The 14,333-nt window shown below is 32.1% G+C and carries 14 protein-coding genes; 4 read left to right on the top strand and 10 right to left on the bottom strand.

Translation table 11 applies throughout. The features are described 5' to 3' along the window. Window positions 1-45: 45 nt before the first annotated feature. Complete coding sequence (locus ACY2IJ_RS08790) at window positions 46-840, top strand: DUF2797 domain-containing protein (RefSeq protein ID WP_476723988.1); 795 nt, start codon at window positions 46-48, stop codon at window positions 838-840. A gap of 45 nt (window positions 841-885) precedes the next feature. On the opposite strand, the gene fsa is transcribed toward ACY2IJ_RS08790, so the two are convergent. The 8 genes from fsa to ACY2IJ_RS08750 form a co-directional block, all read right to left on the bottom strand. Further along, a complete protein-coding gene (gene fsa / locus ACY2IJ_RS08785; RefSeq protein WP_476723987.1) occupies window positions 886-1,536 on the bottom strand; it encodes a fructose-6-phosphate aldolase in 651 nt (216 codons plus the stop codon). 145 nt (window positions 1,537-1,681) lie between these two features. After that, window positions 1,682-2,338: a ribulose-phosphate 3-epimerase gene (gene rpe, locus ACY2IJ_RS08780; RefSeq protein ID WP_476723986.1), complete on the bottom strand. Its 657-nt coding sequence runs from the start codon at window positions 2,336-2,338 to the stop codon at window positions 1,682-1,684. Between the two features lie 26 nt (window positions 2,339-2,364). Next, window positions 2,365-3,228: a sigma-70 family RNA polymerase sigma factor gene (locus ACY2IJ_RS08775; protein ID WP_010134614.1), complete on the bottom strand. Its 864-nt coding sequence runs from the start codon at window positions 3,226-3,228 to the stop codon at window positions 2,365-2,367. 191 nt (window positions 3,229-3,419) lie between these two features. After that, window positions 3,420-5,654 carry a polyribonucleotide nucleotidyltransferase gene (locus ACY2IJ_RS08770; RefSeq protein ID WP_476723985.1) on the bottom strand — a complete coding sequence of 745 codons (2,235 nt, stop codon included), beginning with the start codon at window positions 5,652-5,654 and terminating at the stop codon, window positions 3,420-3,422. 204 nt (window positions 5,655-5,858) lie between these two features. Then, a complete protein-coding gene (gene rpsO, locus ACY2IJ_RS08765; RefSeq protein ID WP_476723984.1) occupies window positions 5,859-6,128 on the bottom strand; it encodes a 30S ribosomal protein S15 in 270 nt (89 codons plus the stop codon). Window positions 6,129-6,237: 109 nt separating this feature from the next. Further along, window positions 6,238-7,404 (bottom strand): Na+/H+ antiporter NhaA, encoded by a 1,167-nt coding sequence (gene nhaA / locus ACY2IJ_RS08760; RefSeq protein WP_476723983.1) that lies wholly within the window; start codon window positions 7,402-7,404, stop codon window positions 6,238-6,240. A 147-nt stretch (window positions 7,405-7,551) separates the two neighbouring features. Beyond that, a complete protein-coding gene (locus ACY2IJ_RS08755) occupies window positions 7,552-8,337 on the bottom strand; it encodes a tRNA pseudouridine synthase A (RefSeq protein ID WP_476723982.1) in 786 nt (261 codons plus the stop codon). Beyond that, window positions 8,334-9,881, bottom strand: coding sequence for a hypothetical protein (locus ACY2IJ_RS08750; RefSeq protein ID WP_476723981.1), 1,548 nt, complete (start codon window positions 9,879-9,881; stop codon window positions 8,334-8,336). Before ACY2IJ_RS08750 ends, ACY2IJ_RS08755 begins: the two co-directional genes overlap by 4 nt. A gap of 211 nt (window positions 9,882-10,092) precedes the next feature. Here ACY2IJ_RS08750 and ACY2IJ_RS08745 point away from each other — a divergent pair, with 211 nt between their 5' ends. From ACY2IJ_RS08745 to ACY2IJ_RS08735, 3 genes are all read left to right on the top strand, one after another. Further along, complete coding sequence (locus ACY2IJ_RS08745; protein WP_476723980.1) at window positions 10,093-11,256, top strand: 2-isopropylmalate synthase; 1,164 nt, start codon at window positions 10,093-10,095, stop codon at window positions 11,254-11,256. Between the two features lie 114 nt (window positions 11,257-11,370). After that, entirely contained in the window at window positions 11,371-11,646 is a 276-nt protein-coding gene (locus ACY2IJ_RS08740; protein WP_476723979.1) for a Sec-independent protein translocase subunit TatA/TatB, read from the top strand. Beyond that, window positions 11,643-12,233, top strand: coding sequence for a phosphatase PAP2 family protein (locus ACY2IJ_RS08735; RefSeq protein ID WP_476723978.1), 591 nt, complete (start codon window positions 11,643-11,645; stop codon window positions 12,231-12,233). Before ACY2IJ_RS08740 ends, ACY2IJ_RS08735 begins: the two co-directional genes overlap by 4 nt. Before the next feature lie 19 nt (window positions 12,234-12,252). On the opposite strand, the gene ACY2IJ_RS08730 is transcribed toward ACY2IJ_RS08735, so the two are convergent. Next, entirely contained in the window at window positions 12,253-13,590 is a 1,338-nt protein-coding gene (locus ACY2IJ_RS08730; protein WP_476723977.1) for a DEAD/DEAH box helicase, read from the bottom strand. A 66-nt stretch (window positions 13,591-13,656) separates the two neighbouring features. Then, window positions 13,657-14,265: a hypothetical protein gene (locus ACY2IJ_RS08725; RefSeq protein ID WP_476723976.1), complete on the bottom strand. Its 609-nt coding sequence runs from the start codon at window positions 14,263-14,265 to the stop codon at window positions 13,657-13,659. Window positions 14,266-14,333 lie beyond the last annotated feature (68 nt).

Below are 14,333 nucleotides of genomic sequence, written 5' to 3'. Positions count from 1 at the left end.
CAGGTTAAAAATTATATCTTTGATAATCTAATTTAGTTTTTTTCTATGAAATATAAGGGGGTATTATTAAAAATGGCAACAGAAAATGCAGAACAAGTACAGTATTATTTAAGTACCTCTTCTCATGTGCTCAATTTAAATCAATTATTAAACAAAACGATGTCTATTACATTTGAAGGTTATGAGTGTTTGAATTGTGGAAAAGAAAAAAAAATATTTAGACAAGGGCATTGTTACGAATGTTTTTATGAACAGCCTTCGGTAGGTGAGTGGATTATGAAGCCTGAATTGAGTAAAGCTCATTTAGGTATTGAAGACAGAAATTTAGCATACGAAGAAAAGGTACAATTGCAACCACACATTGTTTATTTGGCCTTGTCTAGTAACATTAAAGTTGGAGTTACAAGAAAAACACAAGTTCCAACCCGTTGGATAGACCAAGGGGCAAATAAAGCGATTGTTTTTGTAGAAGTACCCAATCGTTTTTTGGCAGGAATTACAGAAGTTGCGTTAAAAAATTATGTAAGTGATAAAACCAGCTGGCAAAAAATGCTAAAGAATGATGTGGCTGATGAAGATTTAATTGCAATTAAAAAAGAACTGAAACAATATTTACCAGAAGAAACAAAAGAATATTATGTAAATGATGATATTGTGGTAGAGTTGAATTACCCTGTAGATGTATATCCGGAAAAAGTACGTTCCTTAAATTTAGATAAGGAACCTTTTTACCAAGGAGTGCTTAAAGGAGTTAAAGGACAATATTTAATTTTTGAAGACGGTAAGGTTTTTAATGTTAGAAGCTATGAAGGTTATAAAGTAGCGTTAGAAATTTCTTAAAAAAAGCGACACAAGGTGTCGCTTTTTTTAAGATTGTTTGCTAGATTACAAACTTTTGGCATCTTCTAAAAACTTAGACAAACCAATATCTGTTAAAGGATGTTTTAATAATCCTTCAATTGCTTGTAAAGGTCCGGTCATAACATCGGTACCAATTTTAGCACAATCTACAATGTGCATTGTATGCCTTACTGAAGCGGCTAAAATTTCAGTTTCAAAATTATAATTGTCATATACTTCTCTAATTTCACCAATCAAATGCAGACCATCTGTAGAGATATCGTCTAAACGACCAATAAAAGGAGATACATAGGTTGCTCCTGCTTTGGCTGCTAATAGAGCTTGACCTACTGAAAAAACTAAAGTTACATTGGTTTTAATTCCTTTAGCAGTAAAGTATCTACAAGCTTTAATTCCTTCTTTAATCATAGGTAATTTTACTACAATTTGAGGGTTTAAAGCTGCTAGGGCTTCTCCTTCTTTAACCATTCCATCAAAATCAACAGAAAGAACTTCTGCACTAACATCTCCATCTACAGCATCACATATATCGCGATAATGTTGTAAGATGTTTTCTGTGCCAGAAATTCCCTCTTTAGCCATTAAAGATGGATTTGTGGTCACTCCATCTAAAACTCCCAAAGCTTGTGCTTCTTTAATTTGATCGAGGTTTGCCGTGTCAATAAAAAATTTCATAGGAATATATTTTGTGTGTTTGGTAAATATATAAATCCTTGTTTACAGAAATAAAAAAGAGTTATGGTTCTTGTGTTAAAATTGTATTAAATAAAAAGCCCCTCAAATATGAGGGGCTTTAATAATTAGGTGTAAAGAAATAATATTAGTTAATCATTGCTTTAAGTTCTTTTACCGTTTCAATAGGGTTTTCTGCACCAAAAACATAACTACCTGCAACCAAAACATCGGCACCAACTTCTATTAAGTTGTTTGCATTTTTATTGGTTACGCCACCATCAATTTCAATTTTTGTTTCGCAACCTTTAAAAGTAATTAAGTTTTTTAGTTGTTGAACTTTGGTGTAGGTGTTTTCTATAAAAGATTGTCCCCCAAAACCAGGATTTACACTCATAATACAAACCAAATCTAACTCTTGAATAATGTCTTCTAAAACAGCAACTGGAGTGTGTGGATTTAATGCTACACCAGCCTGCATACCTTCAGCTTTAATTGCCTGAATGGTACGATGTAAATGTGTACAAGCTTCGTAATGCACGGTTAAAATATCTGCACCACAATCTTTAAATGTTTTAATGTATTGATCTGGGTTTACAATCATTAAATGCACGTCTAAAGGTTTGGTAGCGTGTTTTTTAATGGCTTGCATTACCGGCATTCCAAAAGAAATATTAGGGACAAAAGTTCCGTCCATAATATCTATGTGAAACCAATCTGCTTCACTATTGTTAATCATTTCTACATCGCGTTGGATGTTTGCAAAGTCGGCTGCTAAAACCGATGGAGCTACTAATTTACTCATCTTTGTTTTGTTGTATATAGGTTTGACTAACCTAAGTAAGTCATTAAAATTTTACTTCTTGATGTGTGCTTTAATCTACGGATTGCTTTTTCTTTAATCTGACGAACACGTTCACGAGTTAAATCAAAAGTTTCTCCAATTTCTTCTAAAGTCATAGGTTGGTGTTCTCCTAAACCAAAATACAAACGAACTACATCGGCTTCTCTAGGAGTTAACGTTTCTAATGCACGTTCAATTTCTACTTTTAAAGATTCGTGTAATAATGTTTTGTCAGGATTTGGTGATTCTCCAGAGTTCAATACATCATATAAATTAGAGTCTTCTCCTTCAATTAACGGAGCATCCATAGATACGTGACGACCAGAGTTTTTCATAGACTCTTTTACGTCATTTACAGTCATATCTAATTTCTTAGCTATTTCTTCTGCAGAGGGTGGACGTTCGTTTTCTTGCTCTAAGAAAGCATACATTTTATTGATTTTATTGATAGAACCAATTTTGTTTAATGGCAAACGGACAATACGAGATTGTTCTGCTAAGGCTTGTAAAATAGATTGACGAATCCACCAAACCGCATAAGAGATAAATTTAAAACCACGAGTTTCATCAAAACGCTTAGCTGCTTTAATAAGCCCTAGGTTTCCTTCGTTAATTAAATCGGGAAGGGTTAAACCTTGGTTTTGATATTGTTTTGCAACAGATACCACAAAACGTAAATTGGCTTTGGTTAAACGTTCTAAAGCAGCCTGATCTCCAGCTTTAATTCTTTGTGCTAATTCTACCTCCATGTCGGCAGTAATTAAATCTACTTTACCTATTTCTTGTAGGTATTTGTCTAAAGAAGCTGTTTCACGATTGGTTACCTGCTTGGTAATTTTAAGTTGTCTCATTGGTTTCTACGAATTAAACTTTTGTATGTCTTTCTAAATACGTTGGTTTTTGCTTTTTTGTTACAAAAAGAACGAATAAAAAGTAAATTTATTTTCGTAATCATTTCAATCTTCTGTTATACAGTGTGTTGTGTTTTCAATAAAAAAAGCACCTCACTAGAGGTGCTTTTAAAATATTTAAGAATTAAAAACTATTCAGCTTTCTTTTCTTCTCTTGGTTTTCTATCGTCTCTACGATTTTCTCTACCTCTGTTATTATCACGTCCACCACGGTCGTTATTCTCTCTAGGCGGTCTAGCTTTAAAACCTTCTGGTTTTGGTAACAATGCTTTTCTAGAAACTTTTTCTTTACGTGTTTTAGGATCTTTACCAAAGTATTTTACTTCAAATACATCTCCCATGTTTACAACGTCAGAAACATTTTCTGTGCGTTCCCATGCTAGTTCACTTACGTGTAATAAAACTTCGTTTCCGGGTGCTTGAGTATATTCTACTACAGCTCCAAAATCTAACATTTTAATTACTTTTACTTCGTATTTTTCACCAACTTCAGGTTTAAACAACATAGATTCTATGTTTGCCAATACTTTGTCTATTCCTTCTTGGTTAGTTCCTAATATTTCAACAATTCCTTCTGTAGTAGTAGGGTCTTCGTTAATTACAATAGTACATCCCGTTTCTTTTTGTAATTCTTGAATGTTTTTACCTCCAGGTCCAATTAAGGCTCCAATATAATCGTTAGGAATTACTCTAGTAATCATTTTAGGAGAATGTGGTTTTACATCAGTATTAGGAGTATCAATTACTTCTGTAATTTTTCCTAAAATATGTAAACGTCCTTCTCTAGCTTGTTTTAAAGCATTTACTAAAATTTCGTAAGACAATCCTTTTACTTTAATGTCCATCTGACAAGCAGTAATACCATCAGCAGTACCAGTAACCTTAAAGTCCATATCTCCTAAGTGATCTTCATCTCCTAAAATATCAGACAATACAGCGTAACGATCACCATCAGAAATTAATCCCATTGCAATACCAGAAACTGGCTTTGTAATTTGAACACCAGCATCCATTAAAGCCATAGTTCCAGCACATACTGTAGCCATAGAAGAAGAACCGTTAGATTCTAATACTTCTGATACCACTCTTACTGTATAAGGGCAGTCTGCAGGAATAATTCCTTTTAAAGCTCTTTGAGCCAAGTTACCGTGTCCAACTTCTCTACGAGAAGTTCCTCTTAATGGTCTAGCTTCACCGGTACAAAATGGAGGAAAGTTGTAGTGTAAATAGAAACGCTCTTCTCCTTCGTGAGTTGGTGAGTCAATAATATTTGCATCTCTAGAAGTTCCTAAAGTTACCGTTGCTAAAGCTTGTGTTTCTCCACGAGTAAAAATAGAAGAACCATGAGTAGAAGGTAGGTAGTCTACTTCTCCCCAGATAGGTCTAATTTCGGTAGTCTTACGACCATCTAAACGTAAACCTTCTGCTAAAGTTAATTCACGAACAGCTTCTTTTTGAGATTTGTTAAAGTATTGACCAATTAAATCTCCATATTCTTCTTTTTCTTCATCAGAAAATGTTGCTAAAACTTCTTCTTTAAGTTCTTCAAAAGCAGTTGTTCTTTCTACTTTAGAAGTTCCTTTAGCAGCAATAGCGTAACATTTATCGTATGTTAAATCTTTAATACGAGCTGCTAATTCTTCTTTTTCTTCAGCTTGAGTATATTCACGAGTTTCTTTTTTTCCAAATGCTTCTGCTAATTTAACCTGAGCAGCACATTGTACTTTAATCGCTTCGTGAGCAAATTTAATGGCATCAGCCATTTCTTCTTCAGAAATTTCATCCATTTCTCCTTCAACCATCATTACAGAATCTGCAGAAGCTCCAATCATCATATCAATGTCAGATTCTGCCAATTGAGCTCTTGTTGGGTTGATTACGAATTCTCCGTTAATTCTACCTACACGTGCTTCAGAAATTGGAGTTTCAAAAGGAATGTCTGATAATTGAATAGCTGCAGAGGCACCTAAACCGGCTAATGCATCGGGCATAACTTCTGGGTCATGAGACATTAATTGAATCATTACCTGAGTTTCTGCATGATAATCTTTTGGGAATAAAGGACGTAGTACACGGTCAATTAAACGCATGGTTAAAATTTCATCATCAGATGGTCTAGCTTCTCTTTTAAAGAATCCTCCAGGATATTTTCCTGAAGCAGCAAATTTTTCTCTGTAGTCTACAGTTAAGGGTAAGAAATCTACATCAGATTGTTTGTAGTTAGAAACTACTGTACAAAGTAACATGGCTTTTCCCATTTGCACAACAACGCTACCATGAGCTTGTTTTGCTAATTTTCCAGTTTCGATAGATACGGTTCTCCCGTCTCCTAATTCGATAACTTCTTTAAATACCTTAGGTATCATAAATAAAATGTTTTGTGTTGAAATAAATAAGAAATTTCAACGGTTATTGTTTAACAAAAATGTTGTGTTGTTGTAGGGTTTTGTTAACAATGGACTCAGAAGCTATGTTCTGACCTCTTATTTTGTAACGTTGAAAAAACGAGTATCAACGAAGTGTCTAAAATAAAAAAAAGAGGCGATTAAGCCTCTTTTTTATGTGTTGAATTATTTTCTTAATCCTAATTCTGCAACGATAGCACGGTAACGTAAAATGTCTACTTTTGTTAAGTAGTCTAATAAAGATCTACGCTTACCTACTAATTTTACTAAAGAACGTTGAGTGTTAAAATCTTTTCTGTTGTTCTTTAAGTGTTCTGTTAAGTGTGCAATTCTGTAAGTGAATAATGCAATTTGTCCTTCTGTAGAACCTGTGTCTGTTGCTGATTTTCCGTGTTTTGCGAAAATTTCAGCTTTTTTTTCTGCTGATAAATACATGCTAATATTTTTGTAAATGATTATTATGCAGATTACCTCTTTGATAATCGGACGGCAAATATAAAGCTTTTATTTAAATATATGTTGTTGAAATTAAAAAAATATATAGCTAATAAACAGTAGGTTGTGTGGTTTTTAGTTTCTTCTTTTTTAAGGTTACTTTTAAACTTAGATACCCAATAATTCCAGCAATTAAAGATGAAATTAGAATAATGAATTTAGCTTTGTTGATAATAACATCATTGTCAAAAGCAAGTAGGGTAATAAATATAGACATGGTAAAACCAATACCTCCTAAAAAACCTACTCCTATAATTGATGACCAATTTAATTCTTTAGGAAGTTTGCATAGTTTGAATGATACGGCTAAAAATGTGAGGATAAATATACCTAAAGGTTTACCTATAATAAGGCCTAGGGCTATACCAATGCTATAACTTTGTGTTAAAGTTTCTGCAATATCACCACTTAATACAATAGCAGTGTTTGCTAAAGCAAATACAGGAAGGATAATAAAAGCTACAGGCTTGTGTAAAAAGTGCTGCAGTTTGTAAGAGGTTGAGTTTTTACTACCATCTCTATAAGGAATGGCAAAGGCTAACAAAACTCCTGTAATAGTTGCATGTACACCAGAGTTTAACATAAAATACCACATGGCTACACCTCCAACTAAATAAACCATTAAACTTTTTACTTTTAGTTTGTTTAAAAGCAATAAGGTTCCAAATATTCCTAGGGCAATTAGTAGGTTTGTCCAGAAAATAGTTTTGGTGTAGAAGGTGGCTATAATTAGAATAGCTCCTAAATCATCTATAACAGCTAATGCGGTTAAAAATACTTTTAAAGCTGTAGGCACTTTTTTACCTAATAAGGATAAAATTCCCAAAGCAAATGCAATGTCTGTGGCCATAGGGATTCCTGCTCCAGATTGTGTGTTTGTACCGATGTTAAAAAACATATAAATTCCAGCAGGAATAATGATTCCTCCTAAAGCAGCAAAAATGGGTAACAATGCATCTTTAATGTTGGATAATTCTCCATGATATATTTCTCTTTCTAGTTCTAAACCAATTAATAGAAAGAAAATACTCATCAATCCATCATTAATCCAATGAACTAAACTGTGTCCTGCAAATTGGAGATGCCAAAAAGAATTATAATCAGTAGCTAAACCAGAGTTGGCAATTGTTAAAGATAAAATGGTACAAAGAATAAGAATGAGTCCGCCTGTTTTTTCACTGTTAAAAAATTCTTTAAAGAGTTTTGTTTTTTTCATTTCGAGTTATTTCTTAAAAAATAGATATTTGAATTTTCAATGGATCGAAAATAGTGAATGAAAAAAGTTTAAACTACTTAATGTGTTGATAGTTAGTGAAAATAGGTATTACTACGGATGCTTGTGTGGTGTTTCTACTAATGAATTTTATTTAAAGGTAGATTTGTGTAGAATTAATCCGCTTGATGGGGCTATTTCGTTTAGAACAACATCATCATTAAAATTAGTTAAAGTGCTTTTTAGAAACTCCAAGTCTATTTCATGGTTTCCTAATCTAAACAATGTACCCATCATAATTCTTATTTGATAACGCATAAATCCAGGGCCAGAGACTTTGTAAATGTAGCTTTCTTTAGGAAAAAAATTAGCCTTATATATGTTGTTTTTAACAATTTCGGAACTATATACTTCTCTTTCAAAAAGTGTATTGCTGTTGGCTCTTTTGGTGTATTTTTTAAAATTGTGTTTCCCAATAAATAATTCAGCCCCTTTTTGCATTAAGTCAATATCTAGTGTATTGTTTTTTCCTGTTAAAATAGAAGCACAAAAAGGATGATTTCTTTGTCCGTGTGAAAACAGGTAATGATATTCTTTTGTTTTAGATGCTTGTATAATATCAAAACTAATGTCTACTTTTTGTAAAGATAAAATGTTGATGTCTTGCGGTAGGTTTTTGTTCAGTTCGTTTAACATCCAATTAGGGTCGTATGCTGTTTTGGTAATTAAATGGCAATAGGTTTGGTTGGCAGACACCATAGCATCTGTTCTGCTGGCTGCCAATGTTTTAAACAAACTGTGTTGAAAAATAAACTTGAAAGTTTTTTCTAAGGTTCCTTGTACTGTTTTAACGTCTGGTTGTTTTTGCCATCCATGAAATCGGAAGCCTAAATATTGCAATTCTATTAAGTAGTAAGAGTCGTTTTCGTATTTCAAGATGTTTGCCTTTGTATTTTTTGTTTTACAATGTCTTCTACAGGAACTCCTTTTATGTTAGACTCTAACCAAGATAGGATGTCTAAATATAAAAAAGATCGTTTTTCATAGGGATGATTTTCATATACCTTTAATTCTTCGTACAGTTCTTTAAAAGCTTTTCTTAATTCATGAGGATACAAATTGCTTAAGTTTCTTAAGAATTTAATCATCTTTCTTTGTACCTCGTACAGGTTGTTCATTTTTAATAAAAACTTATAAGTAGATTTTATAAGCTCTTCTATGTATTCATCATCTCCAGATTCGTAATGGGCAACTAAATTTAAAACACGTGTGTAGCATAACAAATCTTCACGCATTTTAAGGTCTTTGTTTTTAATAATTTTGTTTAAATAATAAATACATTTTTCATAGTCACCAGCCCCAAAAAACATACAAGCAATTTTGTAATAAAAAAGCATAACGTGATGTGCATCTATTTTTTTGTCTGTTTTTTCTAATTCTAGCAATACTTTTTCTACAAATACGGTTCCCTTTTTAAACTCTCCTGTTAGGTAAAATGCATTTATTTTATGTTGATACAAGTATAAAAAACATAGGTTTTGGGTGTTTTCTGATGAGAATATTTTTTCATCATTAATTTCCTTTGTTAAACCATCTAACGTTTCTTGATATTTGTCTTTTTTTTGTAAGTAAAAAAGAGATTCTAGTAAATAATTTACTGCTTTTAAGTAAAATACAGGATGCAGTTTTTTCATGTCTGGCAAATCATGAAATAGCTGAACCAGTTTTTGTGAATTACGATAACACGATAAAAAATCTTGAGTAATAAAACCTTGCCACAAATTGGCCTGATACAAATACATTTTTCCTGTAAAACCCAATTCAGAAAATTTGTATTTAGGGATTCTATCGGCATAATATTGCTCTACCGTGGTTGTGTCTTTATCATTTCTAGCATATCCGTGCTTTAAAAACCAACTGTATAATTGCAAAGAAAGGTTAGAGAGTTTGCTAGTAACTACATTTTTTTGATTGATGTTTTTGGCCTCAATAGCTAATGTGTCTGCTCTATCACTCATACTACGGGTAATGTATTGCGACTCAATAACTTTTTCTAGCTCAATAATTTCATAAGCCAAATTGTATTGTTCTTTGGCTACAGCTACCAGTTTTGTTTTGTCTAACAAACGCAAACTTTGTTTGTACAGTCCTTTGGTGTACAATATGGTAGCAAAGTCTATTTGTTCACGAATTTGAGTAATGCTATTTTGATGAATAGGACTCAATCGTAAGCTAATTAAAATTTGACGATACAAATGAGCCTTAGTATTAGATATTTGTTGTTTTCTAATACCTGTTTTGGCTAAAATTAATTTTTCATCGTAGTCTTTAATTTTATCCATTAAAACAAACAAAGCCATAAAGTTAGATTGTGTGTTTCCTTCTAACCTACCAGCATATAATTTAAATTGTCTTTTTTCTGATTTACTCAAAGATTTTATAAGAGAAAACAAAGGATCTTTCTTTTTTTCTTTTTTCATGTTTTAGAGTTGCCAAGTTTCTATCAAAAATACAAAAATATTCAGATTTATTTGATTGGATGTCGTAAACTTATTTTGTGTATTAGCTTGTTTTTGTTGGGGTTTAGCTGTTAAAATAGGTTTTGACTAAGGGAAAGGTAATTTAATAACAGTTTTGCTCGCCTGCTAAGAAGTTTATTTTTGTTTGCTTATAAAGTTAAAAACAACAATAATGGCTAAGGATCACGTACAAATATTTGATACTACTCTTAGAGATGGAGAGCAAGTTCCAGGATGTAAACTAAACACACAGCAAAAATTAATTATTGCAGAACGTTTAGATTTATTAGGGGTAGACATTATTGAAGCTGGTTTTCCTGTTTCTAGCCCAGGAGATTTTAAATCTGTAGAAGAAATAGCAAAACTAGTTAAAAATGCTACGGTTTGTGGTTTAACTCGTTCTGTAGAAAATGATATTAAAGTAGCGGCAGAAGCATTAAAATATGCTAAAAGACCAAGAATACATACAGGAATTGGTACTTCAGACTCTCATATCAAATTCAAATTTAACTCTAACAGAGATGCAATTATAGAAAGAGCAGTTGCTGCAGTTAAGTTTGCAAAAGGATTTGTAGAAGATGTAGAGTTTTATGCAGAAGATGCCGGAAGAACTGATAATGAATATTTAGCAAGAGTTTGTGAAGCAGTTATAAAAGCCGGTGCTACAGTATTAAATATTCCAGATACAACAGGGTATTGTTTGCCAGAGGAGTATGGAGCAAAAATTAAATACCTTAAAGAAAACGTAAAAGGTATAGAGAAAGCAACTTTGTCTTGTCACTGTCACAACGATTTAGGCTTGGCAACAGCCAACTCTATAGCAGGTGCAATTAATGGAGCTCGTCAAATAGAATGTACTATTAATGGTATTGGAGAAAGAGCTGGGAATACTTCTTTAGAAGAAGTAGTTATGATTATGAAACAACACCCAGATTTAAATCTAGATACAGGAATTAATACCAAGTTGTTGTATAGCACATCTCAAATGGTGCAAGAACACATGGGAATGTTTGTGCAAGCGAACAAAGCTGTTGTAGGTTCAAACGCGTTTGCTCACTCTTCAGGAATTCATCAAGATGGTGTAATTAAGAACAGAGAAACTTACGAAATTATGGATCCTGCAGATGTAGGTGTTACTGAATCTGCGATTGTGTTAACAGCGCGTAGTGGTAGAGCTGCTTTAGCTTATAGAGCTAAAAATGTAGGGTACGAATTAACTAAATTAGAGTTAGATGCTGTATATCCTAAGTTTTTAGATTATGCAGACACTAAAAAAGAAGTGGTTGATGAAGATATTCACATTATTATGGAACAAAACAACATTAAATTAAGTTAATTTGTGTTGTATAATATAGTTAAAAAGGCCTCGTTTTTGCGAGGTCTTTTTTGTGAAATTTTAAATTTATAGAATTCATTTATTCCCACTATCTTTGTTAAAAATTAGAACACTATGTTTTTATTTATTGGAGGTCCAGAAGTTTTTATTATTCTACTTATTGTGGTTATGTTTTTTGGTGCAGATAAAATTCCTGAAATAGCTAGAGGATTGGCAAAAGGAATGAATCAAATTAAAAATGCAACAAACGATATTAAGCGTGAAATAAACAACAGTGCAACAAAATCTGGAATTGATTTAGATGTGACTAAGGATATTAAAAAAGCAGTAGATGATGTGAAGGAGAATATTGATGATATGACAGGACCTATAAGAAGAACTAAAAGATGAGTTTTTTAGATGAAATTATTCAAGTAGATCACCAATTATTAATTTTGCTAAACAACTTTGGTAATCAGCCTTATGATGCTTTTTGGTTATTTGTAACAAAACCAACCAATTGGATTCCACTTTTTCTTTTCTGGCTTTTTTTGTTAATTAAAAACTATAGCTGGAAAAAAGGATTGTTTCTATTTTTGTTTATCTGTATTATGGCAGGCTTGTCTGATGTGTTGGTGAATATTATTAAGTACAGTACAGCAAGACCAAGACCGTGTTGGCAAAATGGAGTCTTGGAACACATAAGAATCTTAAAATGTTCTCGTAGTTTTAGTTTTGTTTCGGGGCATGCAACAACATCAATGGCGGTAACCACCTTTGTGTATTTGCTTTTTAAAGACAGGTTTAAATGGACTGTTTTGTTTTATATATATCCTTTATTGTTTGCATATAGTAGAATTTATATGGGTAAACATTACCCAACAGATATTTTATGCGGATATGCATTGGGAGTAACAGAAGCAGTTTTGTATTTAAAATTAGCCAATTATTTACTTGCTAAGTGGTTTCCTATTTCGTTAATAAAGCAAAAAGAATAGAAAAAAATAAAAGAACCTATTATTTTTTAGGCTTTCTGCGTTGAGGTTTTTTGTATTTTTTAGCAATTTCTCTTCGGTAACTACCTCCTAAATTAACTTTTTTGTTTTTCTCTTTCTTTTCGTGAAAGGCAGGTCCTGGTGCAAATTCTTTAGAGCCTAGTTTTTGATAAGGAGTAATGTCTTCTATTTCTACTTCTTCTTCTAGCAATTTGGTTTCAATATGAATTTCATCAGGCATTCCATATTTAGGGATTTCATAATCCATTAAAGCTTCAATTTCTGTAACTTTTTCGGTGTCCCTTTCAGTAATAAAAGAAATAGCAAAACCATCATTTTCAGCTCTACCTGTTCTACCTATTCGGTGCATGTAAGCTTCAGCTTCTTTGGGTAAATCAAAATTAATTACGTGTGTAACACCTGGAATATCCATTCCTCTAGACAATACATCTGTGGTGATTAAAACCCTGTGCTTACCTGCTTTAAAGTTTTCTACAGAACGCATTCTGTAGTTTTGCGTTTTGTTAGAGTGAATTAAAGCAAAACTATCTTCTGGGTATGCTGCCATTCCGTGTATTTCGTTAAAAACCAAGTCGGCTAAATATTTATGCTTGATGAAAACAAGTACACGAGTCATTTCATCATCTTCTTGCAATAAATAGTTTAATAGATTAATTTTTGTGTAAAAGTTGGGAACTTCAAATGCTATTTGTTCTATGTTTTCTAAACGAGTACCAGATGCTGCAGCTTCTACATTTATTGGGTTTTGGAAAAACTCTTCAATCAGTTCAGAAACTTCTTCTGTCATGGTTGCAGAAAATAAAATAGCTTGTTTCTTTTTAGGAACCAAATCAATAATATCAATCAATTGTAACCTAAAACCAAGATTAAAAATTTCATCAACCTCATCAATTACTAATTTTTGAATAAACTTTAGTTTTAAAGCCCCTGCCATTCCTAAATCAATAACACGTCTTGGAGTAGATACTAAAATATCTAATCCATTGTGAATCATTTCTTTTTGTTTGTTAATGTTGGCACCTCCGTAAATACCTCCAAAACGAACATTTAAATAAGGAGTTAGTTTTTCTAATGCATCTAGTACTTGAATAACCAATTCACGCGTAGGAACTACAATTAAAACTCTAGGATGTTTTTGTTCTGAAAAAGGCAACATGCGTAAAATAGGCATTAGGTAAGCAAAAGTTTTACCTGTTCCTGTTTGTGCAATACCCACTACATCTCTACCAGACATTATGCATGGAAATGCATCACGTTGTATTTTAGTAGGTTCGGTATACCCTAAATCCGATATAGCGTTGCGTAATTGGTTGTTAAGATTTAAATTTTCAAAAGACATAGTTCCTAGATTTCTTGCTGCAAAGATAGACAAACAAGACTAAGGAATAGATGAATCATAAAAAGCTTATTTTTCTTTTTTCCAGTTTTTGTTTAATTCATCTTGTAATTTTCTACTTACTTCTTGAAAACGTTTAAGAGATGATTTTTTATGACTTTCAAATTCTTTTTCTAAATCTTTTAAATCAGCAACAGCTTTTTGAGTGGTGCTTAGGTTTTGTTTGTATTTAAAAATAAAAAATCCAAGTAAAATAATTAAAGTACTGTAGGTAATAACAATAACAGTAGAAAAAATAGATTTGTTAACCGGAACACCAAATAAAGATCTACTATCTTTTAAATTTATGGCTTGTGATAATTCCTTTTCTGTTTTGTTTAGTTTTTCTTTAAGAGCTAAAGTTTCTTTGTTGGTTTGTGAAATAGTATTTGTTTTTTTGACAATGATTTTTTTTTGAGCCTCTAAAGAGTCCAATACGTTTTGCTTTAAATCTTTGTATTTGTCAATAGAAATTACCTTATATTCTTGATATTTAGTAGAAATTCTAAACAAATAATCAAACTGATTGTTAAGTGTTTTTTCTGTTTCTAAATCGGTTTCTTCAGTTTTATTTTCACTGTTTTGTCCAAAAGAAAGAGTTGTTGCAATTAACAGAAAAAAATAAAGTAACCTTTTCATAAATAGTAGTTTTAAATAAGGGAGTTATACAAAGGTAATAATTTCATCAAATATAAGGCCAATCCGCA

This window comes from Wenyingzhuangia gracilariae (assembly GCF_056387575.1).
Note: the sequence above shows the minus strand (reverse complement) of the source record. Positions and strands in the feature narration are given on the sequence as shown.

Coding starts and splice junctions, on each gene's coding strand:
- ACY2IJ_RS08790 (WP_476723988.1), top strand. CDS start 46: ATGAAATATAAGGGGGTATTATTAAAAATGGCAACAGAAAATGCAGAA.
- fsa (WP_476723987.1), bottom strand. CDS start 1,536: ATGAAATTTTTTATTGACACGGCAAACCTCGATCAAATTAAAGAAGCA.
- rpe (WP_476723986.1), bottom strand. CDS start 2,338: ATGAGTAAATTAGTAGCTCCATCGGTTTTAGCAGCCGACTTTGCAAAC.
- ACY2IJ_RS08775 (WP_010134614.1), bottom strand. CDS start 3,228: ATGAGACAACTTAAAATTACCAAGCAGGTAACCAATCGTGAAACAGCT.
- ACY2IJ_RS08770 (WP_476723985.1), bottom strand. CDS start 5,654: ATGATACCTAAGGTATTTAAAGAAGTTATCGAATTAGGAGACGGGAGA.
- rpsO (WP_476723984.1), bottom strand. CDS start 6,128: ATGTATTTATCAGCAGAAAAAAAAGCTGAAATTTTCGCAAAACACGGA.
- nhaA (WP_476723983.1), bottom strand. CDS start 7,404: ATGAAAAAAACAAAACTCTTTAAAGAATTTTTTAACAGTGAAAAAACA.
- ACY2IJ_RS08750 (WP_476723981.1), bottom strand. CDS start 9,881: ATGAAAAAAGAAAAAAAGAAAGATCCTTTGTTTTCTCTTATAAAATCT.
- ACY2IJ_RS08745 (WP_476723980.1), top strand. CDS start 10,093: ATGGCTAAGGATCACGTACAAATATTTGATACTACTCTTAGAGATGGA.
- ACY2IJ_RS08740 (WP_476723979.1), top strand. CDS start 11,371: ATGTTTTTATTTATTGGAGGTCCAGAAGTTTTTATTATTCTACTTATT.
- ACY2IJ_RS08735 (WP_476723978.1), top strand. CDS start 11,643: ATGAGTTTTTTAGATGAAATTATTCAAGTAGATCACCAATTATTAATT.
- ACY2IJ_RS08730 (WP_476723977.1), bottom strand. CDS start 13,590: ATGTCTTTTGAAAATTTAAATCTTAACAACCAATTACGCAACGCTATA.
- ACY2IJ_RS08725 (WP_476723976.1), bottom strand. CDS start 14,265: ATGAAAAGGTTACTTTATTTTTTTCTGTTAATTGCAACAACTCTTTCT.